Annotated in this window: 19 protein-coding genes; 7 read left to right on the forward strand and 12 right to left on the reverse strand. The window is 62.8% G+C overall.

The annotated features are described in order from the left end of the window. Nucleotide 1 precedes the first annotated feature (1 nt). The 3 genes from GTP46_RS00575 to GTP46_RS00585 all read right to left on the reverse strand — a co-directional run bounded on the left by GTP46_RS00575 (nt 2) and on the right by GTP46_RS00585 (nt 3,237). Nucleotides 2–547 (reverse strand): hypothetical protein, encoded by a 546-nt coding sequence (locus GTP46_RS00575; protein ID WP_161004705.1) that lies wholly within the window; start codon nt 545–547, stop codon nt 2–4. A 67-nt stretch (nt 548–614) separates the two neighbouring features. Further along, entirely contained in the window at nt 615–2,558 is a 1,944-nt protein-coding gene (locus GTP46_RS00580) for a GAF domain-containing sensor histidine kinase (protein WP_161004706.1), read from the reverse strand. A gap of 190 nt (nt 2,559–2,748) precedes the next feature. Then, entirely contained in the window at nt 2,749–3,237 is a 489-nt protein-coding gene (locus tag GTP46_RS00585) for a hypothetical protein (protein ID WP_161004707.1), read from the reverse strand. A gap of 80 nt (nt 3,238–3,317) precedes the next feature. On the opposite strand from GTP46_RS00585, the gene GTP46_RS00590 reads away from it, so the two are divergent. After that, nucleotides 3,318–4,385, forward strand: coding sequence for a porin (locus GTP46_RS00590; RefSeq protein ID WP_161004708.1), 1,068 nt, complete (start codon nt 3,318–3,320; stop codon nt 4,383–4,385). A 124-nt stretch (nt 4,386–4,509) separates the two neighbouring features. Then, nucleotides 4,510–5,145 carry an Npun_F0296 family exosortase-dependent surface protein gene (locus tag GTP46_RS00595; RefSeq protein WP_161004709.1) on the forward strand — a complete coding sequence of 212 codons (636 nt, stop codon included), beginning with the start codon at nt 4,510–4,512 and terminating at the stop codon, nt 5,143–5,145. 58 nt (nt 5,146–5,203) lie between these two features. Here GTP46_RS00595 and GTP46_RS00600 read toward each other — a convergent pair whose 3' ends face one another. Continuing rightward, complete coding sequence (locus GTP46_RS00600) at nt 5,204–5,443, reverse strand: hypothetical protein (RefSeq protein ID WP_161004710.1); 240 nt, start codon at nt 5,441–5,443, stop codon at nt 5,204–5,206. 201 nt (nt 5,444–5,644) lie between these two features. Here GTP46_RS00600 and GTP46_RS00605 point away from each other — a divergent pair, with 201 nt between their 5' ends. Next, on the forward strand, nt 5,645–6,037 hold the full coding sequence (locus GTP46_RS00605) for a hypothetical protein (protein ID WP_161004711.1): 393 nt from the start codon (nt 5,645–5,647) through the stop codon (nt 6,035–6,037). A 4-nt stretch (nt 6,038–6,041) separates the two neighbouring features. On the opposite strand, the gene GTP46_RS00610 is transcribed toward GTP46_RS00605, so the two are convergent. Continuing rightward, nucleotides 6,042–9,095, reverse strand: coding sequence for a CHASE domain-containing protein (locus GTP46_RS00610; RefSeq protein WP_161004712.1), 3,054 nt, complete (start codon nt 9,093–9,095; stop codon nt 6,042–6,044). Continuing rightward, nucleotides 9,096–9,803: a 7-cyano-7-deazaguanine synthase QueC gene (queC, locus tag GTP46_RS00615; protein ID WP_161004713.1), complete on the reverse strand. Its 708-nt coding sequence runs from the start codon at nt 9,801–9,803 to the stop codon at nt 9,096–9,098. Nucleotides 9,804–9,983: 180 nt separating this feature from the next. On the opposite strand from queC, the gene GTP46_RS00620 reads away from it, so the two are divergent. Beyond that, nucleotides 9,984–11,723, forward strand: coding sequence for an autotransporter assembly complex protein TamA (locus GTP46_RS00620; RefSeq protein WP_229258766.1), 1,740 nt, complete (start codon nt 9,984–9,986; stop codon nt 11,721–11,723). After that, nucleotides 11,723–16,204: a translocation/assembly module TamB domain-containing protein gene (locus GTP46_RS00625; protein ID WP_161004715.1), complete on the forward strand. Its 4,482-nt coding sequence runs from the start codon at nt 11,723–11,725 to the stop codon at nt 16,202–16,204. Before GTP46_RS00620 ends, GTP46_RS00625 begins: the two co-directional genes overlap by 1 nt. A 145-nt stretch (nt 16,205–16,349) precedes the next feature. Here the strand turns inward: GTP46_RS00625 and GTP46_RS00630 are convergent, their stop codons facing one another. Beyond that, nucleotides 16,350–18,806, reverse strand: coding sequence for a S9 family peptidase (locus GTP46_RS00630; RefSeq protein ID WP_161004716.1), 2,457 nt, complete (start codon nt 18,804–18,806; stop codon nt 16,350–16,352). Nucleotides 18,807–18,927: 121 nt separating this feature from the next. Between GTP46_RS00630 and GTP46_RS00635 the strand changes: the two genes are divergently transcribed. Both GTP46_RS00635 and GTP46_RS00640 read left to right on the forward strand, forming a co-directional pair. Then, a complete protein-coding gene (locus tag GTP46_RS00635) occupies nt 18,928–19,452 on the forward strand; it encodes a CcdC protein domain-containing protein (protein WP_229258744.1) in 525 nt (174 codons plus the stop codon). 65 nt (nt 19,453–19,517) lie between these two features. Continuing rightward, nucleotides 19,518–20,015 (forward strand): hypothetical protein, encoded by a 498-nt coding sequence (locus tag GTP46_RS00640; RefSeq protein ID WP_161004718.1) that lies wholly within the window; start codon nt 19,518–19,520, stop codon nt 20,013–20,015. Here GTP46_RS00640 and GTP46_RS00645 read toward each other — a convergent pair. From GTP46_RS00645 to GTP46_RS00665, 5 genes are all read right to left on the reverse strand, one after another. Then, entirely contained in the window at nt 20,012–22,846 is a 2,835-nt protein-coding gene (locus GTP46_RS00645) for an ATP-binding protein (protein ID WP_161004719.1), read from the reverse strand. The two genes, GTP46_RS00640 and GTP46_RS00645, sit on opposite strands and share 4 nt — an antisense overlap. 3 nt (nt 22,847–22,849) lie before the next feature. Further along, complete coding sequence (locus tag GTP46_RS00650) at nt 22,850–23,599, reverse strand: hypothetical protein (RefSeq protein WP_229258745.1); 750 nt, start codon at nt 23,597–23,599, stop codon at nt 22,850–22,852. Continuing rightward, the gene (locus tag GTP46_RS00655) at nt 23,592–24,953 is read right to left on the reverse strand and encodes a hypothetical protein (RefSeq protein ID WP_161004720.1); all 1,362 of its coding nucleotides are present in this window, start codon (nt 24,951–24,953) and stop codon (nt 23,592–23,594) included. The genes GTP46_RS00650 and GTP46_RS00655 overlap by 8 nt, the downstream gene beginning before the upstream one ends. 82 nt (nt 24,954–25,035) lie before the next feature. Continuing rightward, complete coding sequence (locus GTP46_RS00660; protein ID WP_161004721.1) at nt 25,036–25,773, reverse strand: DUF3108 domain-containing protein; 738 nt, start codon at nt 25,771–25,773, stop codon at nt 25,036–25,038. Continuing rightward, nucleotides 25,770–26,888, reverse strand: a complete 1,119-nt coding sequence (locus GTP46_RS00665) for a DUF3108 domain-containing protein (RefSeq protein ID WP_161004722.1) — start codon at nt 26,886–26,888, stop codon at nt 25,770–25,772. Before GTP46_RS00665 ends, GTP46_RS00660 begins: the two co-directional genes overlap by 4 nt. Between the last annotated feature and the right edge of the window lie 17 nt (nt 26,889–26,905).

Below are 26,905 nucleotides of genomic sequence, written 5' to 3' on the forward strand. Positions count from 1 at the left end.
CTCAGGCGCGGCCTTCCTGTTGCTTCACCAGCCGCTCAGCCGTTGACTTCAGCGACTTGAGCGCCTGGGTAGCACCTTCCAGCAATTTATCGTCTTCCGCGCGCTGCATATCCGGCGGCGCAATCTGCACATTGGTGGAGCCGGCGGCCTCCGCATCGGCCGAGGCTTGCTGCTCGGCGTAGGCGGCATAGCCGTCGGAGCTGTCCTTGCCGGCAGAGGGGTCATCCGGCACGCTGCTGTCAGGCGTAGCGCGCAGAATACCGGACGCCTGCTTGAGCTGGCTGGCCAGCTGTTTCAGTTGCTGCAACAGGGCCTTGGCGTCCTTGCCGCCAAACAGCGCCAGCATCTTCCTCAGCGATTCAATTTCCTTCTTGATTTCGACCACGCGCTGTCTTGCCAGCGCCTTCTGGTCCTGGTCGGCGCGCTGCGACAACGCATCCAGCGCTGCGGCGTTTTTCTTGGCAAGTTCCACCTTCTTTTGCAGGAAATCCTGATAGGCGTCGCTGGACGCGGAAGAAGAGGAGCTGATGGCGGAAATGGAAAACATGGTAAGTCTCTCGAGAGGCTGGTCAATTGATACAGGCGACGCAGCCAGCCTTCTCGTTAAACTTGTCCTACTTCCGTTTGATTTTTGGGAAACGTAGCTTGTAATGCAAGCCCATGCCCGGCGCGCTCACCACTTTCACCGTGCCGCCCAGCGCACCGGTCACCAGGTTGTACAGGATGTGAGCGCCGAGGCCGCTGCCGCCCGAGCCGCGCTTGGTGGTGAAGAAAGGGTCGAACAGCTGCGCCAGGGTACCGCTGTCCATGCCGGCGCCGTCGTCGCTGTACTCGAAATCGACAAAATCGCCATCGACCTTGCCGCTGATTTTGATCTTGCCCGACTGCCCTTCCTCAAAGCCGTGCACCAGCGAGTTGACCACCATATTGGTCACGATCTGCGAAATGGCGCCGGGGAAGCTGGCCATGTTGATCTGGTCTTCGCACTGAATCTCGACGTGGATCGGCTTGCCCTTCAGCTTGGGCTGCAGCGACAGCAGCACTTCGTCCAGGTATTTGCGCAGGTTGAAGCTGCGGATGTCGTCCGATGACTGGTCCACCGCCACCTGCTTGAAGCTGCGCACCAGCGCTGCCGCGCGCTGGGTGTTGGTGGTCATGATTTTCAGCGACTGGTCGATGATGTCGAAGAACTGGTTGAGGCCATCTTCATCCAGCGTGCCGTTGGCCATCTCTTCACGCGTCAGCTTCAGCTCTTCCACCAGGTGGCTGGTGGCGGTGACGCAGATCCCCAGCGGGGTGTTTATTTCGTGCGCCACACCAGCTACCAGGCGGCCCAGCGAGGCCAGCTTCTCCTGCCGCACCAGTTCGCCCTGCGCATCCTTCAGCGAGGTCAGCGCGCTTTCCAGCGCGGCGTTCTGCTCTTCCAGCTGTTCCTTCGACAGGCGGATCTGGCGGTCGGCCTGCATGCGGGCGATGGCCACCGCCACGTGGCTGGCCATGAAGGCCAGGATCTCCAGGTCGGCCTGGGTGTACTGCACACTGTCGTCGTAGCTCTGCACGATGATCACGCCGTAAGCCTGGTCGCCCAGCAGCATCGGTGCGCCCATCCAGCTGGCGATGCCGGTGTGGCCCAGCGGATGCTCCATCTCGCCAGTATCGATCAGCGCCTGGAAGCTGGCGCGGTCCAGCAGCATGGCCTGCTTGCGCTGCAAAACATACGAGGACATGCCGACGCCATAGTCGAAGCGCTTGACCGGCGCATGCTCGTCCTTTTCATCGACAAAATACGGGATGCTGATTTCCTGCGTGTCCGGATGGTACAGCGCCATCAGGAAGTTTTTGGCCGGCACCAGCTCGCTGATGATCTGGTGCAAGCGCATATTCAGGCGGCTGCCGCCGGTGGCCGTGGCCGACAGATTGGCCAGCTCATACAGGCCGCGCTGGATGTTTTCGGCACGGCGGCGCTCGGCCACCTCGTACTGCAGCTGGACGGTGCGCTCCTGCACTGCGCGCTCCAGCCGGTCCATGCTCTGCAAGCCCTGCAGCGCGCTGGAGACGTGGTTGGCGATCGACGCGAACAGCGCCTGGTCTTCATCGCTGAAAGTGTGTTGCTTGTCGTAGCTCTGGATCACCACCGCACCCAGCACCTGGTGGTTGTGGTCGAACAGCGGGCAGCCCATCCAGTGCTCGGCCACCGTGCCGATACCGAAGCCGGCGTTGTCTTCACGTTTGGAATGGTGCTCGGCTGCCGTCATGACGATGGCTTCGCGGCTCAGGATCACGGCGGCAGTCGGCGATTCGCCGGCCACCAGTTCAAACAGTTCGTCGCGGTTGGGCGCCTCGTCCAGCTCGTCGACGAAGTAGACGAAGCGCACCATATTGGCGGGCTTTTCATGGTCGCTCAGCGCCACGAAGAAGTTGGCGGCATACATGATGCGGCCCAGCGCCGCGTGCACGGCCTGCAGGAATTCACTGATATCGGTGCAGCTACTGGATTTCTGCCCGATTTCGAGCAATACAGTTTGAACGGCTTCCAGCCGGGAGAGTCGACTTTCCATCAATTTTCCTATGTTTGTAGCCATGTGAGGCATGCGCATAGGAAATACTAGCAGGTAGGGCCCCGCTGGGCCAGCACCGTGAAGCGGGGCGTGAAGCTCAGCTTAGCTCAGGTCCTGCGATTTGCGCTGTCGTCGCGCAGCCAGCGCACCGACCAGCCTTTCAACACCAGGACATCCATTTACACGTTTCCTAGGGTCTACGGAAGCCGTTTTCTATCCATGCGGAAGCGCTTGTTACGCTGAGTTTAAAGGTCGGTGCAACCCGTACCTTGGCCAGCTCTTCGCCGTACTGGTCGAAGGCGCTGAGGGTGGCGTAAGGGTCGTCCTCGTCCGGCGTAATGTCGAGGCAGACCTTGACCGGGCCGTCGTCAGTGCCGACCGTGACGTTCTTGTGCAACTGCGCGTGCAGCTGCTGCTCGTGGCGGCGGATCACTTCGTTGGCGGTCTTGACCAGGGTGTTGAAGGCGTTGACGTCCAGCGGCTTGGGATTTTTCTTGTCGCGGCCCATGGTCCACGGACCGACCAGCGCCGGTTCCGGTTCGCCATCCTTGATCATGGCCACGGCCCAGCCGTCGTCATCGTCGTTTTTAATCACGCGCGCGGTCCAACCGTTGCCTTGCCAAAGGCGGTCTTCCTGCACCGGGGCGCCGTCATCTGAATCGGGGTAATCGTTGCTCATACTTATGGTCGTTTCGAAAGAAAAGTCGGGGTGGAATAATAAGCGGCTCACACCGCAACAACAATAGGAACCCGGCAACCATGCGCAAAATTCTTCCCGCCCTGCTCACCGCCCTGTGCGGCAGCGCCTCTGCCCAAGACGCTATCCAGGTCTATGGCCGCCTGAATGTCGGGCTGGAAAGCCTGCAAAACGACAGTACCCACGTCGCTCGCCTGAGCAATAATCGCTCGGTGCTGGGTTTCCGCGGCGAGGAAGACCTCGGCGGCGGCCTCAAGGCGCTGTTCCAGATCGAGGGCACCTTGTCGCCCGACACCGGCGCCGGCAGCCCGGCCGCGCGCGACACCCGCATCGGCATTAGCAGCCCGGCCGGCACCCTGTTTGCGGGCAACTGGGTGACGCCCTACAACGGCGCCACCGCCGGACTCGATCCCTGGTACCCGACCACAGCCGGCTACATGAGCATCATGGGCAATGGCGCCGCCGCCACCGTCAACAACACCAGCGACACCGCCTCCTTCGACCGCCGCCAACAAAACAGCGTGCACTACTGGACGCCGCTCTGGAACGGCCTGCAACTGCGCGTGGCGCAAGGCGTCAGCGAAGAGCGCCCGCCCAATGGCGCCAAGCCGTCCCTGAGCTCGGGCGCCGTGATCTACGAACAAGGCCCATGGTATGCCAGCGCCGCCTATGAACGCCATCACGAATACCAGGGCGTGGGCCTGAACGACAGTGCCGCCAAGCTGGCGGCCGCCTACCGCTACGGCGACACCCGTGTGGCGCTGGCGGCGGAACGGCTGCGCTACCAGACCGCTGCCGGCACGCTGGAGCGCAGCGACCTCTACCTCTCACTGACTCACCAGCGTGGCCGCCACGGCTTCAAGCTGGGCGTCGGCCATGCGGGCGATGGCAGCGGCAGTGCGCCGGACGGCGCCACCATCGGCTACCTTCGCAAGGGTGCGGAAACCGGCGCCACCCACGCCACCGCTGGCTACGAGTACAGCTTCTCCAAGCGCACCGCTGCCTATGCCTACTACAGCCATTTGTCGAACCGGCGCAACGGTGTGACGGACTTCGCGATCAATAGCCTGGGCACGCAAGCTGGCGCCACGCTCAAGGGCGCCGTACTGGGCTGGCGTCATAATTTTTAACAGTTTTACGTTAAAAGACACTTTTACCGACGAAACATTCTAAAACTCAAATAGAATTGCATCCTGATCATTACTATTATTAATTTGCAATTACCCGTTTCCAAATGAAAATAGAGGAATGTTCATGACCATCGCCAAACTCTTGCTGGGCCTGAGCCTGGCAGGCGCCGCGCTCGGCGCCCAAGCTACCGTGACTTATAACGCCACGTCGGGCCTGACTTCGCTGAACCCGGGCCCTGGCCTGGTCACCAATACCTTCGACGGCCAGGTGCTGCCGACCGGTTTTGCCACCTACGACAGCGCCGCTGCGCTGATCGCCGCCCCGGGTAATTCAGGCTATGCCGCTGAGCCGTTCAACGACACCACCGACTTCTTCTCGGTCGGCACCTCGCACGGGCAGGTATCTTCGTCCAGCGTGACCTTTGGCGGCCTCGGCGTCAGCTACTTCGGCTTTTACATGAGCTCGCCTGACACCTATAACACCGTCACCTTCTACACCAGTGCAGGTGCGGAGACCATCACCGGCACCCAGATGGCAGGGAAAGCCGGCGTGGCAGTGGACGGCAACCAGGGCGTAGGCTTCTACATGAACTTCTACAGCGCCGCGCCGATCACCAAAGTGACCTTCAGCTCGAACCAGGACGCGTTCGAGACCGACAACCACTCCTACATCGCCGCCGTACCGGAACCAGAAACCTATGCCATGCTGCTGGCCGGCCTCGGCCTGGTGAGTGTAGCGGCACGGCGCCGCCGCGCATAAGCGTGCAAAACATCAAAAGCCCGCAGCAGCGGGCTTTTTCTTTTGGCGCTTGGCAACCTCAACAGGTCATGCAGGGCGGCCGCTCGGTGATGGGCGGCTTCAGCGGCGTGATGCGCGGGTCAATCGCCGGCTCCGGCATCTGGTAGCTGAATGGCGTGATGATGATCGGCGGTATCGTTGGAGGCGCCGACGGCGGACCTTTGGGACCACCTGAGAGGCGCTGGGCGCTACGCTGGCGCCTCGTCGTTGGACGGGAGGAAGGGATCGATTGCCCCTCGCTCAATGCTAGCCAAGCCATGTTGATGCCCTCCATGTGCAAGTGAGATTATCAGTTTAGACCACCATAACTTTAAATCAAGGTCCGTTCTCAGCCCTTCACCGCTTGTCTTCGCTGGCAGGCGTTCCATCCCGCCAATCCGCCACTTCGTCGCAATCCGATGGCCCGTGCCGGCCCGCGCCGGTACAGTTCAACCATCAACAAAACACACCGGGGAACGCTATGAACAGCACCGCAAAAAAACTGATACTCGCTACCTTGATCCTGTTGCTGGCCACGATGGCCTGCCAGTCGATCTTCGGCGACGGCATGTCCGTCAACATCGACGGCGATGAATTCAACGGCCCGCTGGGCGCGGTGCTGGGCGTGATGTTCGGCGGCATGGGCATGCTGCTGGCGGCGGTGGTGATGGTGTGCGTGGCGATCTTCCTGTGCGTGCTGTTCGCCAGCCTCGGCATCCTGGCCGTGTTCGGTGTGGCGCTGGCAGCTGTGGTGGCCGTGGCGGCGGTCTCGCCCCTGCTGCTGCCGCTGCTGATCCCGATCGGCCTGTACTGGCTGCTGGTCAGCCGCCCACGCAAGCTGCGCCAGCAAGCCATGCTGGAACAACCAGTCTAAGGTTTCAACCGGAAGCGGCCGGGACTTGAAGCCCCGGCCGATCCGCCTCCACATCCATCAATTCCACCCGGTTACGCCCGCCGCGCTTGGCGCAGTACAAAGCCTGGTCGGCGCGGATCAAAGCAGGATCGCCGCCCGGGGTTTTCCCGCCCATCGCCGCAATCCCGATGCTGATAGTGATGTCCAGCGTCAGGCCGTCATCCAGCTGCATCGGTGTCTGCGCCACCCGCTGCCGCAGGCGCTCGCCGAACACCGCCGCCGCATCCAGATCGGTGCCGGGCAATAGCACCGCAAACTCCTCCCCGCCGATGCGGCCCAGCATATCGATCTTGCGCTGGCCTTCGCGCATCAAATCGGCCAGCTGGCGCAGTACGGCGTCGCCGGCGGCGTGGCCATATTCGTCGTTGATGCGCTTGAAGTGGTCGATATCGAGCAGTAGCACCGCCGCGCAGGCGCCGATATCACGCTGCAAGCGGCCCTCTTCTTCCTGCAGGCGTCCCATGAATTCGCGCCGGTTCGGCAGGCCGGTGAGGAAGTCGGTGGTGGCCAGCACGCGCAGCTCATCGTCCATGCGCCGCCGTTCGGTGATGTCGAGCGTCGAGACGATCACGAAATCGAGGCTATGGGTATGGCCCGGCATCACCAGCAAAGTCAGTTCGTTGAGGCGGGCCACGCCATCCAGCCGCTCGAAGCTGCCCTCGCAGGCGAAGAAGTGCTGGCCCTGCGCCAGCGCGGTGACGGCGCGGGCAAAATTCGGCATGGCGGCGGCGTCGAAGTTTTGCGCCAGCGTCAGGCGGCCCAGGTCTTTGCGGCCCGGCGGCGCCGCCACCTGCTCCAGCGCAGCCGCGTTCACGTCCATGATACGCACCAGCGACGCCAGCCGCCGCAGCTGGCTCGGATTGGCTTGCAAGTACGCAGCCAGGTCGTCGATGCCGGACAGCTCGAATTCCGCCAGCGCGCTGCGCAATGCCGACCAGTCCTGCTCCCACAGCGCCACCGGCGCATGGTCGTACAGGCTGCGGAAACGCGCCTCGCCCGCGCGCAAGGCCACCGCAGCCTGCGCTTGTTCAATGGCGATGCCGGCCAGCCGCGAACCCTGCTCGATCAGGGCGATATTCGCAAGGCTGGGCAAGCGCGCATCGCGGTGATAAATCGCGAAAGTGCCCAGCACCGTGCCGCTGGTGCTGACGATGGGATCGGACCAGCACGAGCCCAAACGGGCCTGCATGGCGAGGTCGCGGTACTCGGCCCACGAAGGGGCGCTGCGGATATCTTCCACGATCACGCGACTGCGCGTGAGGATGGCCTGGCCGCAGGCGCCGACGCCGCTGTTGATCGCCTTGCCGTGTATCGCAGCGTTGAAGAAGGCTGGCAGGCTAGGCGCCGCGCCCACCAGCAAATGCTCGCCATGTTCGTCGAGCAGCAGGATGGAGCACAGCATCTCCTCGTTGTCCGCCTCCACGCCCTGCACTACGCTTTCCAGGATGGTTTGCAGCGGTGCGCCGGTGGCCAGCAGTTCCAGTACATGGCGGCGGGTCTGCTCGCGCTGTTCGATGCGGGTGCGCTCAGTGATGTCGCGGAAGGACCAGATGCGCGCCGGCTCGCTGCCCAGGTGCAGGCCACGGGTGGTCTTCTCGATCACCCGGCCATCCTTCAGGTGCAGTACTTCGTGCTCCTCCTCTACCGGCGTGCCGCGTTGCACACCGGGCAGCGTCAATTGCGCCGGTTCATCCAGCCGCAGGCCGCATTCGGGATGGCGCAGCTGCGCGCACATATGCGTCATCAGCACCGCGCCGTCGCTTTGCCAGTCCAGCTGCTCCGGCACATTCCACAACTCGCGGAAGCGCCGGTTCGAATTGAGCACCGTGCCGCGCAGGTTATCGACCAAAATACCGTCGATAGTAGAGTCCAGGATGCTGCGCAACACCGCCTGGCTGCGCTGCGCGCTGTCGGCCATCACCATCAGCGTGGCCTGGCCTTCCTTGAGTTCCTCGGCCAGCGCGTGGCTGCGTTCCAGCCCTTCGCGCGCGCGCACGCGGCCGCGCGCCAGCAGCCATGTGAGCCACGCCAGCAGCATGCTGAGTGCTATGCCGGCAGCGGCAATCTGCTGTGCCTTGTCGCTACGCGCCGATGCCGGTACGGGCAGCATCGAGATGCGCAGCGTCCAGCGGTGATTGGCGGTGCTGATCTGCTGCAGTGTGGAGCGCAGCTTGGCGCCGGCATTGGACACGCTGTCATACATCAGCGCTTCCGGCGAGACGGCGTCGCCGTCGTAGATTTCCACATCCAGCGCGGCGGCGCGCGGTCCGCCAAGGCCGGCCATCAAATCGCCAGTGCGGAACGGTGCGAACACCCAGCCGCTGATGGCGGCGCGGCGCTGCGCCAGCGTGTGGGTCGGCTGCGGATGGTTATACAAAGGCAGCACCATCAAAAAGCCCACCTGCTCCGGCGTGCCAGCTTCCTGCACCAGCCGCACCTTGGCGCTCATGGCCGGCTGGCCGGAATCGCGCGCCTGCTCCAGCGCGGCGCGGCGGCTCGGTTCCGAGGCGGCGTCAAAACCAAAGGCGAGACGGTTGTTTTCGTTAAACGGTTCGAGGTAGACAATGGGCGCATGCCACGGCCGCGCGCTGCGCGGGAACACGTGGTAGCTGGGATAGCCGCTGCGCCGCACGATGGCCTCGTGCTCGTCCAGCTGGTGGGTGCCGATCAGCTGCATGTAGCCGACGCCGTGGATGCCGGGGAAGTGGTGATCCAGGTCCTGTCCGGTGAGGTAGGTTTCGAATTCGTCGCGGTCGACGTGCTGGGAGCTGGTGAACAAACCCTGCACGCCATACAGCACCTGTACGTAGGTCTGCATGCGCTGGTCCAGGTTATTCACCAGTTCACGCACACGGCCATCGAAATCGGCTTGCGCATCCTGCTCCGCATCGGCGGTGGCGCTATGCCACAACACCGCCGTCACACCCAGGCAGCCGCTCAGCACCAATGCCGGCAAGATCGCTGGTGACAGCAGATCCTGCAGCAAACGGCGCAGCCGTGCCTGGGGGTTGGTGAGCATTTACACCTCGGTGCCCACGTACTGGTGATAACCGCGGGCGCGCAGCGCACAGGCCGGGCACGTGCCGCAGCCATAGCCCCAATCGTGCAGCGCACCGCGCTCGCCGAGGTAGCAGGTGTGGGTGCCGTCACGAATCAGGTCCACCAGGCGCTGGCCACCCAGTTCCTGCGCCAGTTCCCAGGTCTGCTTTTTGTCGCGCCACATGAGCGGCGTTTCCAGCTTGATGCGGGTGTCCATGCCGAGATTGAGGGCGACCTGCAGCGCCTTCATGGTGTCGTCGCGGCAGTCCGGGTAGCCGGAGAAATCGGTTTCGCACATGCCGCCCACCAGCACCGTCAGGCCGCGGCGATAGGCCACGGTGGCAGCAACGGTCATGAACAGCAGGTTGCGGCCCGGGACGAAGGTATTCGGCAGGCCATTGGCTTGCGTTTCGATGGCGATATCGTGGGTCATCGCGGTTTGCGAGATAGCCGAAATCAGCGACAGGTCGATCATGTGGTCTTCACCCAGCTTGGCGTTCCAGTCGGATGATTGTTCGCGCAGGCTTTGCAGCAGTGTCGGACGCACAGTCAGTTCGACCGCGTGGCGCTGGCCATAGTCAAAACCAATGGTTTCAACGCGCGCGTAATGTTTCAACGCCCAGGCGAGGCAGGTGGTGGAGTCTTGACCTCCGCTAAACAGGACCAGGGCGGAATCGGTAGGCAGCATAGTTCTTTCCAGATGAAGCAATATTATTAGTACGCCATCTTTTGGGGCGATCCGGTAACATACTCACTAGCGTACACCTTATGGAGTCTCATGTTACCGGCATCGCCAGCAAAAAAACGGGCAGGATCACGAATTTTGGCACAAGTTGTGGCAAAAGTATCCGGCGGCCTTGCTACGGCCATGCTGGCCGGGTCGGTGCTGGCAGCGGAAGGCCTCAAGTACGAGGTCCATATCGATGCCCCGGGCGATGTGCGCGAACTGCTGGAGCATAACCTGGACCTGGTGCGCTTTCGCGGCAACGACCGCATCGACCGCGAACAGCTGCAACGGCTGGTGCGCGTGGCGCCGGAACAAATCCGCACGCTGGTGGCGACCGATGGCTACTACTCGCCAGTGATCAGCGCGCGGCTGGACCGCGAGACCGGCGTGCCGCTGGTGCAGGTCAAGGCGGAGCCGGGCGAACCGGTGCGCGTGGGCGAAATCGATCTCGAACTGCAAGGCTTTGCCGCCAATCCCGAAGTGAATGCGCTCAAGGACACATGGACGCTGAAGAAAGGCCGCGTGTTCCGGCAGGATGAGTGGGAATCGGCCAAGCGCACGCTGTTACGCTCGGTGGTGCAGACGCGCTACCCGCGCGCGCAGTTGGTGGATAGCCAGGCCACGGTCGATCCGGAGGCGCGTCTGGCTAACCTGCACGTGGTGATCGACAGCGGGCCGGAGATGCGCTTCGGCGAATTGCGCATCGAGGGCTTGAAGCGCTATCCCGAGTCGGTGGTGCGCAACCTGAATCAGATTCATTCCGGCGACTACTACAGCGAGGCAGCGCTACAGTCGTATCAATCGCGCTTGCAGGACACCGGCTATTTCGCCAGCGTGGAAGTGAGCGGCGACATGAGCGCGATCCTGAGCGAGCAGCTGGACGCGGCTTCGATGACGCCGGAGCAGAATGCAGCGGCAACGATGGCGCCCCTGCCGCTGCTGGTGCGCGTGGTGGAGAACAAGCGCAAGAACGTCAGCGCCGGTGTGGGTTATTCGACCAACACGGGTAACCGTGCATCGCTGACGTATGACGATTTGTCGGTGTTCGGCCTGCGCATGAAGAGCGCGCTGACGCTGGAGACCAAGAAGCAGACGGCCAGCAGCAATTTCTACTTCCCGATTACGCCGGAAGGCTACAACGACAGTATCGGCGCGTCCTTTGAGCGTAGCGATATTTCGGGCGAGGTGACCAGCGTGGCCAGTATCGCCGGCAAGCGCACCTGGGGCACGCCGCTGTTGGAGCGCAACCTGACGCTGGAGCTGCTGACCGAGACCAAGTCTATCGGCGGCATCCCGTCCAGCCAGAGTAAGAGTTTGCCGCTGACGTATGGCGTTACCTGGCGCAAGCTGGATAATCTGCTGTTCCCGACCAAGGGCTACGCCTTGAACGCGCAGCTGGGCGGCGCGCTGCTGCCGATATTGACCGATGAAGCGTTTGTGCGCGGCTATCTGCGCGGCGTGGCCTACCTGCCGCTGGGTTCCAGTTCGAATGCAATTTTCCGTGGCGAGGCTGGGGCGCTGGCGTCGCGCGACAAGAGTGGCGTGCCAGCGGTGTATCTGTTCCGCGCCGGTGGCGACCAGTCGGTGCGCGGTTATGCCTACCAAGAGCTGGGCGTACCGGTGAATGGCGCGACCACTGGCGGGCGCTATCTGGCCACGGCGAGTGCGGAATACCAGTACTGGTTCAAGCCTGCGTATGGCGCGGCGATTTTCTACGATGCGGGTAATGCGGGTGATACCTTCAGTTCCTTGCATCCAAAATCGGGCTATGGTGTTGGCGCGCGCTGGAAGAGTCCTGTGGGGCCGATCAATGTGGACATCGCGTATGGCCACGCGGTTCAAAAATATCGTTTGCACTTCTCGCTGGGATTCACTTTCTGATGGCTGATCAAGACGACAAAGCAGTTTTGCCACGCCGGCGTTGGCCGCAACGTCTGGCGATCGGATTTACGCTGCTGGCCGCGCTGTTGTTTGGTGCTTTCTGGCTGCTGGGACGGGAGTCGACCTTGCAGCAGCTGGTGCAGCGGATTTCCACTGCCAGCGGTGGCACGATTACGGTAACCGGTGTGAGTGGCTCGCTGTATCACCGCATGCATATCGATAAGCTGGTGTATCGCAGTGAAGGCACCGTGGTGACGGCGGAGCAGATTGATATCAACTGGTCGCCGTTGCAGTATTTTTCGGAAGGGCTGACGATTAGCGAGCTGCATGCGCGTAGCTTGCTCGTGCAGAGTATGGGGCCTTCAACGCCGTCGACCATGCCTGCGTCACTGGCCTCGCCGATCAAACTTAGCATCTCCGACGGGCGGCTCGACAAGCTGACGTTGACCAGCGAGAGTGGCAGCGATGTGATTGAGCGCCTGCGCTTCAAGCTCGATGGTGATCGCACGGCGTGGCACGTGCAGGACGCCTCCGCACACACGGCGTTCGGCGACATCAATGCAGAAGCCGCCATCGCCGGCGCCAAGCCCTTCGCACTACAAGGCAAAGCGACGCTGGCCAGCGGCGCGACGGCGGGCGGCGCGCAGCTGGCGGTACAGGCCAGCGGCGATCTGGCGCTGCTGCAGTTGAAGGCGCAGGGTTCGGCCAATGGCGCGAGCGGCGAGGCCTTGGTGACGCTGGCGCCGTTCGACACGATCATCCTGCACTCCATCGACCTGACCGGCCGCGATCTTGACCCTGCGGGCTTCGACGCCGCCTGGCCGCAGGCGAAATTCGGGCTCAAACTGAACGCCGTTATCGCCAAAGACCAAAAACTCTCCGGCCAATTCGCCTTGATCAACCAAGGCAAGGCCGCACCGCTGGACCGCGATGGCCTGCCGCTGCAAACCTTCAGCGGACGCCTGGACGGCACCCTCACCACCTCCCTGCTGGACAACGTTTTGCTAGACCTCGGCCCGGCAGGAAAATTCACCGGCGGCGGTAAGATCCAGCGCAGCGGCCCGGAAGCCGGCATCGACGCCGCCACTTTCAAGCTGCACACCGACCGCATCGACCTGAAGAACCTCCACACCAGCATTAATAAAACCGCCGTCGCCGGCGACATCACGCTCACCAGCACGCCGAAGAAGCAAACGCTATCTGCGGCACTGGCCGACAAAGGCCTGCGCCTCGACCTGCAAGCCACGCTGGCCGACGCGCTGCTGCAACTGCATCAGGCACGCCTGCAAGCAAAGAAAGGCAGCATCAGCGCCACCGGTCAGCTGTCACTGAAAGACAAACAAGCCTTTAGCGCCAAACTGACCACCGATCATTTCGATCCGTCCGCGCTAGGCAGCGGCTACCCAATTGCGGACCTGAATGCGGACATCAACGCCAGCGGCGCGCTGACGCCGGCGTGGCAGGTGGCAGCAAGCTTCCAGATCAAGACCAGCAAGTTGATGGGCCAACCGCTGGCTGGCAACGGCAAGCTGAATGCGGACGCGAAGCACATCAGCGGCGTGGATGCGCACCTGTCGCTGGCGCAGAACACGGCAGATGTCAGCGGCAGCTTCGGCGCGCCAGGCGAGCAACTGCGCTGGAAGATCGATGCACGCCAGCTGTCGGCAGTGAGCAGCGATTTGCTTGGCGCGATTGCCGCCAGCGGCGCAGTCACCGGCACGCTCGATGCGCCGCGCAGCAGCTTTGAAGCTGACGCCAAAGGACTAGGCTTTGCGTCGGCCAAGCGGCCGTCGGACAGTTTGATTCACGCCAGCGGCGATGTGGTGGTGGCTAAGGGCACGCCGGAGTTGAAAATGAACGGCAGCGTGCAGCGCTTGAATCCTGCGTCGTTTGGCGCGGCGCAGGCGGGTGCAGTGAATGCGGCCTTCAGCGCGGAAGCGCGGTTGACCAGCGATTGGCGCGCGGGCGTGAACCTGACCTTGCAGCCCTCGACGTTTGCCAATGCGCCGTTGTCGGGCTATGCAAAGCTGTCGGCATCCAAAGGGAGTGTGAGCAATGCGGATGTGGACTTGCATCTGGCATCCAACAGCTTGCAGGCCAAGGGCAGCTTTGGCAGCGCGCTCGATAAGCTGGAGTGGAAGCTCGACGCGCCGCAACTTGGCGCGCTCGGACCGCAGTTCGGCGGCGCACTGCAAGCCAGCGGCACCCTGTCCGGCACCAGCGCCCGCCCCGCCCTCGCGCTTACCCTCAACGGCAGCAACCTGCGCGCACCGGGCCAGCAGGAAATCGGCAGCATCAAAGGCAACGCCACGCTCGGCAACACGATTGCGATGGCAACCGGCGCGACCGGCGGCATAGCGGCGGCCGATGCAGCGCGTGGTGCGACGGGCGGCGCGGCTCGTAGCGCGGTGCGCGGTGGCGCGGCGGCTGAGGTCATGGCCGACGTGCCGCTGGTGAGCGACATTGAGATTACGCGCTACGTGTCGCCAGCCATCTCGCTCGACAAGCTGCGGCTACAAACCAGCGGCACGCGCTCGGCGCACGTCATCCAGCTCAACGCCGCCAATCCAGACTTTGACGCCGCGCTGCGCGTCAAAGGCAACTGGGCCAACGACACCTGGACCGGCGCCATCGACACCCTGCAAAACCGTGGCCGCTTTGCCCTCACCCTCGCCGCGCCAGCGCCGCTGAAACTGGTCGCGCCGGAAGACACCGGCGTCGCCGGCCTGCTCAAGCCCGAACAGATCGCATTGGGCAGCACCACCATCAACCTGCCCGCCGGCTCGGTGCGCATCGACTACCTCGAAAAAAACGCCAGCACCTGGCGCAGCAAAGGCCAAGCCGCCGGCGTGCCGGTCAACTACCTGGCCCAACTCTCCGAAGCCTGGCGCGACAACGTCCGCAGCAGCATGACCATCGGCGCCGACTGGGGCATCAACCTGCAAGCGGCCTCCCGCACGTTGGCCGGCAACGTCCACGTCTACCGCGAGCAGGGCGACCTGACCATCACCGGCGCCGACCTGCCGCAAGCCCTCGGCCTGAAAACGCTGGACGCCCGCGCTGACGTCAACGACGGCACGCTGCGCGTGCAGCTCAACGTCGACGGCACCCGCGCCGGCCAAGCCAAACTCGAAGGCAGCGCCCAGCTGCAAGACGGCCGTCTGGCCGACGACAGCACCTTCACGTTAAACGGCAGCGCCAATATGGGCTCCCTCGCCTGGCTCGCGCCACTGGCCGGCCAGCCCGGCCTCGAAATCGACGGCACGCTGAAGATGGCCATCAGCGGTACCGGCACCATCGCCGCACCGCAGCTGGCCGGCGACATCACCGGTGAAAAACTCAGCGTCAATTGGCTGGACCAAGGCATCAAGCTACGCAACGGCCAATTGCAAGCCCACCTCACCGGCGACCAGCTGCAACTGCAAAAACTCGCTTTCGACGGTGCAGAAGGACGTGCCCAAGCCGATGGCTGGATACGCTACGCCGGCAACGAAGCCACCATGCAGCTCAAACTCAGCGCCGACAAACTCGAAGTACTGTCACGCCCCGACCGCATCCTCACCATCAGCGGCACCACCAGCCTGACACGCGACGCCAAGCACTTCCAGCTGGACGGCAAACTGCGCGCCGACCGCGCCAGCATCGAACTGGCCGGCGCCGACACGCCAACACTAAGCGACGACGTGGTGATCCTCGGCAAAGGCAAAGCACCGGTGAAAACGCAGCAAGGCATGCCACTAAATATCGACGTCGAAGCGGATCTCGGCAACGACTTCAAACTCAAAGGCAAAGGGCTGGACGCCGAGTTGGCAGGCACGGTGCGCATCCGCGTGGCCGACCGCCGCCCACCGCGCGTCAACGGCAGCATCCGCGTGGTGAGCGGCACCTATGCGGCGTATGGACAGAAGCTGGCGATTGATCGCGGCGTGATCAACTTCACCGGCGCCTACGACAACCCGGGCCTCAACATCCTCGCCGTACGCCGCCGCCCCGAAGGCGAAGCACTGAGTGAAACCAATGTGGAAGCCGGCGTGGAAGTACGCGGCACCGCACTGGCACCGCAGGCCAAGCTGGTGTCCACGCCGACCGTCTCGGACAGCGACAAGCTGGCGTGGCTGGTACTGGGCCATGGCATCGACAACACGGCGGGAAATGATATGGCCTTGCTCAGCACCGCGGCCGGTGCGCTGTTCGGCGGCGCGGGACAAGGCAAACTGGCAAACGCATTGGGCGTGGATGAACTGGGCGTGGGGCAAGCAGCAGGTACCTCAACCGCCGGCGCAGCGACGGGATTGCAGAATACCGTGGTCACAGTCGGCAAGCGTATCTCATCGCGCGCCTACCTGAGTTTTGAACAGGGTGCGGGAACGGCGACCAGCCTGGTCAAGCTCAAATACAAACTCAACCCGCGCATCACGCTGCAATTCCAGACCGGCACCAACAACGCGCTGGATGTGCTCTACACCTGGGCCTTCGACTAGCTGGGATTATGATCCGGGACCGGATCGTCCTGCGGCACCGGATGCGGAGCATGCGGCGGCGCAGGATCATCCACGGGAACAGGATCCGGGGCACGGTGGAATAATTTCATGATCATCACTCCTGGCTAAGAACTGTGCGTCCATTCTACGCCGTTGCGTGCTTCACGTATTTCTCCAGCCAGGCATTGGTTTCGTACAGCATCTGCATAATCGATTCGCGCGCGCGGTAGGCGTGCGACTCGTTCGGCAGCATCACCAGCCGCGCCGTGCCGCCCAAGCCTTTGATGGCCTGGAACATGCGCTCACTCTGCAGCGGGAAGGTACCGGAATTGCTGTCTTCCGCGCCGTGGATCAGCAGCATCGCATCCTTGATCTTGTCGGCGTTATTAAACGGCGACATGGTCTGGTAAACATCCGGCGCCTTCCAGTACGGCCGCTCCTCGGATTGGAAACCGAACGGCGTTAGCGTACGGTTATAGGCGCCGCTGCGCGCGATCCCGGCGCGGAACAGGCGCGTATGCGCCAGCAAATTCCCCGTCATGAACGCGCCATATGAGTGCCCGCCGATGGCGATGCGATGCCGGTCCGCGACACCGCGCCGCACCACCTCCTCCACCGCCGCTTCGGCCGACGCCACCAACTGCGGCAGATAAGTATCGTTAGGTTCATCGTCGCCACTGCCGACAATCGGGAACGACGGGTTATCCAGCACCGCATAGCCCATCGCCAGGAACACCGCTGGTCCCCAGTAGCTGACCGAGTTAAAGCGATACGGCGATCCCGTGGTCTGGCTGGCAGCGCCTGCGGATTTGAACTCCTGCGGATAAGCCCACATCAGCATCGGCAGCGGACCATCGCGCGCTGCATCGTACTGCGGTGGCAGCATCAGCGTGGCTGTCATCTCCACGCCATCATTGCGCGGATAGCGGATCTGCTCTTTCACCACATCCTTCAACTGCGGCGTTGGATGCGGATAGTTGGTCAGCGCGGTGAGCTGCTCGCCTTCCGGCTTGGTTAAATCGCGCAGGTAGTAATTGGGCCGCTCGGTCGGCGATTCGCGTGTGGTAAGCAGCAGCGTGCCTTCGTCGTTCAACACCGCTGCCACATTTTCAAAATACGGCGCGGCGCTCTGGAACAGGCGTTCTTTCTGCTTGGTGGTCAAACTCAAACGGTCGATGAATGGACGGTCGCCTTCCGGCGTCGCACCCGCGCCATCCAGCAGCAGTGTGGTGCCGGGGCCGATCAGCAAGCGCGGGAAGCCATTCACATCCGCCCGCATCACCGGCGAACCGGGGCTGCTGTAACGGTCTTCGTACGAACCGGCGTAAATTAACTCCGGCGGCGTGGAGAGATGACCGGGCGTGATCATCCACTGCTTGTAGTCGCGCGTCTTGTGCCAGCGCTCATTAATCAGCGCTACATCGTCGCGCCCCCATGCGATGCCGGCGTAGCGCATCGTCAGGCGTGCCAGCACGCGCGGCGGTTCGCGGAACGGCGCCGCATGCAGCAGCACCAGGTCGCGGATGCCATCGATCACTTCGCGCGATGGATCGCCGCCATCCTGTGCCTCGGTCCATACCAGCGAAGCCGGCGCATCGGCACGCCACGACACATGGCGTACGCCTTCCGACACCGCGTCGTTCCCAGGCGGCAGGCCTTCTTCCAGCGGCAGGTTGGCCACTTGATGCACTACCTCGCCGTGCATGTCGCGCACTTCCAGCCGCTCGCCGAAACTCGATGCCGGCACGATGTAGGAATACGGCCGCGTGATACTTTGCGTGAGCAGGTATTCTCCACTCGGCGCAATCGAAGTGCGCGAGTACTGCCCCGGCGCACCGACCAATCGCGCCTTGCCGTGCAAATCCAGAATCGCCATCTGCACCGTGATGTAGTACTCGAACAGGCGCGCGTCTTCCTCGTTCTTCAGTAAATCCTGATAGGTGCGCAGTTGGCGCACATGGCCGTCCGACGTGCTGTCCTGCTCTATCGGGCCGAATGGAATTCCGCTCGCCACCGGCGGCTTACCGATGCCGGACGGACGCCAGTGCACCAGTAGCCCGCTACTATCCGGCAGCCAGTTAAAGCCGCGCGTGAGCACCGCAGACAAAGGCTGCGGCGACAACTTGCGCGCCTTGCGTGCTTCGATATCGAGCACCCACAACTCCACCGCACCGCGATCGCCCTTCAGCGCCATGTGCGTGAAAGCCAGATAGCGCTGGTCCGGCGACCAACTCAAATCCGCCAGCCGCAAGCCGCGCGGCAAACCGCGCAAGCGGCTCTCCTTGCGCGTGCCCACATCCAGCAGCGACAAGTCGGTGCCGAACGAAAAGCGCGAGGAAGAACAGGTACGTGGATTAATGCGCAAGCCAGCCAGCTTGAGTTCCGGCTGCGCCACTTCGGCGATGCCGGGCAGCGGCGGCGTTTGCACTACTGCGACGATGTTACGTTGGGGGCTCAGGCTCAGGGCAGGTGCGCGCGGCGCGTCGACGATGGCTTGCAAGACAGCAGGCGGCAGGCGATAGCCACCCTCTTGGGCGCCGGCTTGCGGCGAGGCGGCCATCAGGCCTAAATTCAGGGGCAGCATTGGTAATGGTTTGTTCATGGAGATCCTTTCGGTCCGAACGGGGCTGCTGCGGTCCAGTTTGCTGATGCCAGCCGAGATTGTCAATGGAGTGCCGTACAATCACGGTTTTAAAGATTTCGCATTCGGACAGATTATGGAAATGACCACACTCGTATTGTTGTTGCTGGTGCCACTGGCGGTCTGGCGCATTTACTCGCGCCTGAAGGTGGTACTGGGGCGCACCAAGTCCGAGTTGTGGCGCCACTATGCCACGCTGGCCGTGATGGTGGGGATGGTGCTGGCAGTGGCCGTGCAAGTGTTCGGCAACTGGATCGCCATGGCAGCGCTGGCGGCTGGCGCGGTGGTGGGTGCCCTACTGGGCCAGCGCAGTATTAAGCGCAGCCGCCTCGAGAATCGCCCGGACGGCTTTTTCTACACCCAGGACCGCAAGCTCGGCCTGCTGGTGGTGATGCTATTCATCAGCCGCCTGATCCACCGCCTGTTCGAGGCTTACCTGCACATGCACAACGGCCTGCCGCTGACGGATTTCTTCGACAACCCGATTTCGCCGTGGCTGTTTGGTTTGCTGGGCGGTTTCTACGGCCTGTACTCGTGGCAGCTGGTCCAGTGGCGCCGCACGCAGAAACCGGTACCGCGTCCAATTGACATTTTCGACATCAAATAAACCGGCGGTGCTATCTTAGTTGGTGATATGCTGGATATATCCGCATGGCAACACATAGCACTGTTATGAACACGTCTATTTACGATAAAACCGCCAAGGGCCGCGAGGAAATTGCCACTCGCAAATACCAGCTTGCCTCGCGCTTGCGTGCCTTGCTGGTGTTGGTGGACGGCCACAGGCCGGAGGAAGAACTGCTGCGCAATGTGGCGGGACTCGGCCTGACGGAAAGTGCCTTGCAGGAGCTGCAGGAGCAGGGCTACATCCTGCTGGCTACCAGTTATATTTCGTTGCCGGAGCCTGAGCAGGAAGTGGCGCCGCCCGAGCCGCCCTCCGCTGCCGACCCGGTGCAGCAATTCCGTTCAGTTTACGATTTCTATAACAAGACCATCAAGAGCACCATGGGCCTGCGCGGCTTTCCCCTGCAGTTGAAAGTGGAAAAAGCCGGTTCGGTGGATGAACTGCGCCAGCTGCGCGATCCCTACGTGGAAGCCGTCCAAAAAGCAAAGGGCCGCGATACCGCGGCCCTCCTGGCACAGCAACTCGATCAACTACTCGCGAATTAAGCTGCGGCCTTCTCTGCTTCCTGCTTGCGACGCTGCAGCACGAAGATAGGCGCCGCCCATTCCGTGTCCTTCTTCTTTTTGCTCGTGATGAGCGTCAGTTCGGAAGGGTCGTAGACGTCGGTGTTATGGGTCAGCGGCGTCGTCATCAGGTACTGGGCGTCGGTGTTTTTCAGGAACTCGCCGACCAGCTGGATGTTACGAATATCCAGGTGGGCAAACGGTTCGTCGATGAACACGAAGCCGCCGGAACCATCTTCCGACTTCAGCAAGCCAATCAGCAGCACCAGCGATTTCATCACCTGCTGACCGCCCGACGCTTCACCGTCGTTCATGCCGATCACGCCCTTGCCGTCGAACTTGAAGCGCACGTGCAGGCCGGCTTGCGACAGCTGCACGTCATCGTTCTCCAGACGCACCGGATCCGCGCTCACCTCAATGCCAGCCAGCTGCCCCAGCTCCTTGATGTTGGCGGCGTAGGTCTTGATGGTGTAGCGCAGGCGCTCCATGTAGGCGCCGCGTGCATTGCCGGTCGCTTCGATGGCGCGGTTGTTCTGGTAGCGGCGCTCTTCGGTTTCCGACTGGCGTGCATGCAGCTGGTCGTTCAGGCGCTGGTACTGGTCGATCACGGTGGCGTCCAGTTCCCAGTCGCTGCGCGCGAGGCTCGCTTCCAGGCTGTGGACACGCAGCGTGACCTGGTGCGCATTCTGGTGTTCCTTCACCAGCGCGGCACGGCGCGCAGGACGACGCCAGCCTTGCGGCATATTGCGCCAGCTCTTGCGTAATCCCAGCAACACCTTGGCGTGATCGCTGCGCTGCTCCAGTTGGCGCTTGTGATTCAGGCGCATACCGGCTTCCGCTTCCGACAAAGCAAAGCGCGCGTTCTGCCAAGTGGTGTCCGCGCGGGTGCGCGTGACCACGGCAGTCTTGACCAGGTTTTGCAGCTCGCCCAAACGCGCGCCAACTTCGGTGCGCTCGGCGCGCAGCGGCCCGGCATTGCGTACTGCTTCGTCGAATTCTTCCGCGCGAGCAGCCAGTTCCTTGGCTGCGTCCACCCCGGCGAGTCGAGTTTTCAGCGAGCTGATTTCGGTCGCCAGCTTGGACACTTGCAGCGTCAGTTGATCTTCCTGTGCCTCCAGCGCCGGCAGCGATTTCTGGATCGCTTCCATACGCTGCGTGCGGCCGGCGGAACCGAAACGGTAGCGCGAGACTTCCACGAACAGCGAGCGGCCGCCGCGACGCTCGCGGTGGTAGGCTTCCGGCGTAATCCATTCTTCATGGCTACCCAGCTTGGCGCCTTGGTCCACACTGTCCACGCGGGTGATGCGCGACAGCTGCTCTACCAGCCACGCCGGCACCTTGGCCGAGAACTTCACCACCGACATCAGCGTGTCGTCTTTGACGTTCGGCGCATTCACCAGGTCTGGCACGATGAAGTGGCGATAGCGCTCCTTCTCCGCCAGGCGGTAAGCCGATGCGGCATCCGACGATTTATCCAGCAGCACCACGGAGGCATAGCCAGACAGCACGCCTTCAATCGCGCCCTGCCATTTCGGATCGGTCACTTCCACCACGTCCGACAGCATCATGTGGCCGATGCCGGCGTCGTTCAGCACCTTGCGCATGGAGCGCTGTGCTTCCGGTTCCGGCATCGCAGTCTTGCCTTGCAGCGCGGCGATGGTCGACAGTTCGCCGGCGATCTTCGATGCGACGGCGTCGCGCGCGGTGCGCTGGCGTGCCAGTTCGATTTCTTTTTCCTGCAGCGTCTTCGCCACTTCGGCCAGGTCCGAACCGGAGTCCGACGCCAGCTTTTCCAGACGCGCCTTTTGCTCCATCAGGCTTTCCAGCGGCTTCAGTTTGCCGTTGATGTGCGTCAGGCGGGTTTGCAGCGAGGTCGATTCCTGCTCCAGCACCGTCTCGTGGCTTTGCGCGTCCGACAGCGCCTTGGCTTGTGCAGCCAGCATGGAACGCTTGTCGGCCAGTTGCGCGTCGGCCTGCATCAGCGGCTTGCGTGCTTCGCGCAGCTGGCGGCTGATGTTGGCGTGCTTCTCGCGTACCTCGTGATATTCCAGCGACGGCAGCACTTCCTCTTGCAGATTGCGGCGCTCCTTGTTCAGGTCTTCCCACTGGTGATAGTTGGCGACGCGCAGGCGCAGGCCTTCCAGGTTGGTCTTGGAAGCTTCCAGTTCCGCTTCAAAGCGTTTCAGCTCCGTCTCGGTGTCGCGCTGATGGCGTTTCGCTTCGTCGTAGGCGTCCAGCACTTCCTTGTCACCGAACACCTGGAACACCAGGTCCAGCAACTGGCGCGGTGCGTATTCGCACAGCTTATCGGTTTCGCCCTGCTCCAGCGCCAGCACTTTGGCCATGGCCGGCGACAGGCCGGCCATGGCCAAACGCTTGCGGTAGTTTTCTACGCCAAGCCAGTCGCCGACTGGTTCGCCGATGTCTTCTATCTGCACGTTACCAGGACGCATAAGGTACTGGCGCTTCCAGTCGCCGCCGTTTTTCTGGATCTGGCAGAACAGCGTGACTTCATCATCGCTGAAGAAACCGGAGCTGCGGAACGGACGGTTGGACAGCTGGCGGCCCATCGACTTGTTGTCCACCACGGCGCGCAGCCAGGCGGTTTGCTGGCCGCTGTGGCGCGCATAGTGTTTATACGTGCGGCCCATCGAACAATCGAGGCCGAACAGGGTGCGCAGCGCGTCCAGCAAGGTGGTCTTGCCGGAGCCGTTCTGGCCCGCGATGGTGATGATCTTGGCGTCCAGCGGGATGTTCTTGATGCGTTGCCAGTAATCCCAGTGGACCAGTTCTAGCGATTTAATGTGAAACATGGCTTAGTCCTTGGCTGGAGTGTCTTCGTCGATGACGATGGGTGCAGGCGGCGGCGCGTCGAAGACGGGCAGGATTTCTTCTTCAACTTCAATCGGCGGCTCGCTGCGCGGCACCGCGACGATCTGCGGCGGCGAACGTTTAAACACGTCGGCCAGCGCGCCGTTGACGATGCGCTCTTTCAGCACGTCGGTATCCATCAGCAGGTCCAGCAGCGGGCCTTCGACGATCACATCGCCGCGACGCTCGATGAAACCGAGCTTGGACAAAATACCAAGATTCATATCGAGACGGGTCTTCTTGCCCAGCTTATCGCCGAAGTCCGCCAGCAGCGCCTTGTAGGCAATGCCGATGGAAGTGTCTTCCGCGCGCGGCAGCGGCTTGTCGGTACCGAACATGTCGTTCTGATTGTCCTCCGCGTGCTGGTGGGTCTCCTGGCGTTCGCGCTTGGGCAAGATGATCTGCGCCCACAGCACCACCAGCAGCGCCACGCCATCGCGCGACAAGCCGAAATTATTGTTTTGCCAGACGTCCTTGGCGCCGAAAATCTTCGGCTCGATGGCGCGGTGCAGGGCCACCGTTACGTGGTCGGCATAGACGTTGTCCAGCAGCTTGAGGCCAACGGCCAGCAGGCGTGCGTCAACTTCGGTGCGGAACTGTTCGTCCGACAGCACGCGCTTCACGAGTTTATCGTCGCGGCGCAGGGTTTGATGCGACAGCAGGCGCGCGATCAGGATTTGGGAATCGTCATTCATCAGACTTGTCGCCTTCCGGATTCAAAGACAGTGAGAGGGAGGCTAGGGACATGGCGGCTACTTCGAGGTCGGGCAGCTGGACCATTTCATCTTGCGGCGCGAACTTCACCGGCAGGCGCGCCAGCGCGGCGGTAGCGCCTTGCAGGCGTGCTTCGTCCGCGTCGCCCAGCAGCGGCAGCAGCGAAGCGCGGTAAGAGGCCACGGCAAACGATGCCGGCAGCAGCGATTCGTGCGCCTGGATGGATTTCGGTGCTTCTTCCGCGATGCTCGGGAAATTTCCCAGCGCGGCAAAGTCGGACAGGCGCGCCAGCCAGTCGTCCAGCTCCTGCTGCATGGCAGGGCCTTCGCTGACGGTGGTTGGTGCATCGGTGCCGGTCGGCAGGCCGTTGGATACGATGGTGTTTACGCGGTCGGCCATTAATTCAGTTTCTGCTACGTCTATCATTTCTGCGGGCGTCATGAACAGCGGGACCACCGGCTGGTCGATGGCGTCCATGGCCAGCGAGGCCAGGTCTTCGTGTTCCAGCAGCCAACGCTTGATGTCGGTGGTGGACAGGCCGGACTGGCCGAGGTGCACCCGCTGGCGCTCGATCTGGTTCAGGGCGCGCGAGAACATGCCCTGCATGTTCAGCAGCGCCGATTGCGCGCGGCCGATGGCCTGCGCCGCCTTGTGGGTGGCGCTGTCGGCGTTTTCGTCGGTGGTGATGGCGCGCAGGATTTCCGAGCCCTTCTCCACCCAGTCGCACGCCATATGCCACTTGGCCTGCGAGGCCCGCAGGCGGAATTCGGAGCCGGATGCAATCGCGTCCGAAAACTCCTCGGTCAGTTCCACCAGACGGCCCAGCAGGTGATTCAGCTGGTCGACGGTGACGCCACCCATCACCTGGGCGCCGGCCACCTGCGACAGCAGGAAGCCCATTTCGGCGTTGTCGTCTTCTTCTTTGCCCAAGGCCAGCAGCGCGTCGATGGCCGACAGCACGTTGCGCGCCATCGGCGTAACGCGGTACACGGCCTGCTGCGCATCCCAGGCCAGCAGCTGGTTGGAGCGCAGGCGCATCAGCACCGTCTCCAGCGACTCTGGCAGCAGGTACGCGAGACGGGTGTTGATGTCCGGGCGGGTGAAGCTGGTCGACGCGGTGTCCGAGGCCAGCTCGCGCAGCACCAGCAGGCGTACCAGCACGCCATCAAAACCGCCGTGGAACAGGGCCGTGAACACCTGCAGCAGCGGCTGCGCGCGCTTCAGGTGGTAGACCTGCTCGATCTCGTCGGCGGATATGTGCGGCTGGAAGTGGGCCTGCAGGCTGTCTTGAACCTGCGGGTCCGGTGCGGCTTCACTAGTTATAGGTTCGATCATTCTTTGCCATTCTGTGCTCCCCGCCATTGCATTAATTGCAATTAAAGCGTCATTGTCGCGGGGGCGCCAGTATAGCAGGCGGCTACTTTTTCACGACCTTTTCCAGTGTCTGGTCGACGAAGTCGCCGTCGTTGTCGTTAAAGCGCACGCGCACCGGATACCAGTCCAGCGATGGCGCCAGCCACAGGTCGACCTGCTGGCCCTTGTCGTCCGGCGGCGGCGCCTTGACCAGATGAACCGCGCTAACCTCGCCCGTGCCGATGTCCACGGTCTCGGTCTTCACTACTTTGAAGCTCCACTGCTCGGCGTCACGGCGGCCGGCCACAAACAGATGCCACTCGCTGCCCGGCTTGAACTTGTCCGGCGTGGCACGCGCCATCGCGGCCAGTTGCCACTGGGCGCTGCTGCGATCCTGCTCACCCCCCAATATCGGGTAGGTGACGTCGCTTTCAGTAAATGCAATAGTCTTCTCGGCGCGCTTGAAGGAGGTGGTGTACGGGTCCTTGCGGATGCGCTTTTCGTAGAAGGAGACCGGCGCCAGGCCGAAATCGTCGATCGCACCTTCGCTGCGGTTCTCCACCACTTTGCCGAAGATGGCGGCGCGGCTTTCAGTGACGATGCTGTATTTGCCATCGCCGGCGCGCCACTGCACTGTGGCCACGCCGCTCAGCGACAGGCCGCTTTGCTTGATTTTCAGGTTGTAGCTCAAGTCCGCCGATGGCGGCGGGTTGGTCGGGCGCTTGGCGCTCGGGTGTTCATCGGCTGCGTGAACTGCGGCCGACAGCATCAAGGCCGCGCATAAAGTACTCAGGTTTTTCATTTGTCAGTCATCTTAATATTGGAGACGGTCTGCGTCGTTAGCGCACCGCTAGCCTCCGTGTTGCGGATCTGGACCGGATACCAGTTCATGCCCGGCGCCAGCCAGATATCCAGTCTGGATGAATAGGTGCCCGGTTTCGGCGGGCGGCTCAAATGCCAGGTCACCAGCTTGCCCAGCTTGGTGTCGATTTCCTCTTCGCCCACCAGCTGGAAGCGGAAGATGGTGGCTTCCTTTTCCTCGCCCACCTGTATATCGATGTCGCTGCCGAATTGGTTGACATCGGCGCGGCCGATGCCGCCCAGCTGGAACGGCACCGTGGTCTTGTCCTGCGCGCCGACCAGCAGCGGGTAGCTGCGTTCCGACGCGGAGAAGGTGATGGTGCCGTCGGCGCGATTGAAGTGGGTCGCGGTTTCGGCACGGCGCGCGCGCTTTTCGGTAGCGCTGGCAGGGGCAATGCCGTAGTCGTCGATCTCGCCTTCGCTGCGCAGCACCAGCAGGTTGATACGCGTGATCAGCACACTGACGCCGGCTTCCACCGAGGCTTGGTAACGGCTGCCGTCAGTATGCCACGTCATGGTCGCGGAGCCCGTCCATTTGGTGCCGTCGGCATCCACACGGTCGACCGACATGTCGAAGACGGCCGACGGCGGCAGGTTGACCTTGTAACGGCGCATGCCCTGGAGCGGCGCGGGCTCGGGCACCACAGCCGCCGGCGTCTCGCCCTGCGCCACCGCCGGCGGCGGCGTACCAGTCTGCGCTTGTGCCGCCCCGGTTTGTTCGATGCTGCCCATCGCCGCCGCGACCTCCTCCACCACAGCGGTCGGCGCGGCATCGGGCGCAACGACTGGCTCGACCACCGGCCGGCTCGGGACGGCCGGCTTGCGCGGTGCGGCCGCAAGTGGTTCGACCGTTACCTCCCGCGCGCTTTCAACCCGCTTGGGCAGCGCAAGCCGCAGCTGCGCCGTCATCAACGATGCTGGCAGCTCCGAAGGCCGATGCGTCTGCGCGCTCAGTCGCCCGCCTACCCAATCAATGGCGGCATAGTGCAGCACCGCCGTAACGGCACACAAAACCACTACGCGCCGGTGTCGGGAAAGGAAGGAGGCAATCGTCATGGCCGCTAGTTTAAACG

It is taken from the genome of Duganella flavida, from assembly GCF_009857445.1.
GTDB classification, from domain to species: Bacteria; Pseudomonadota; Gammaproteobacteria; order Burkholderiales; family Burkholderiaceae_D; genus Rugamonas; species Rugamonas flavida.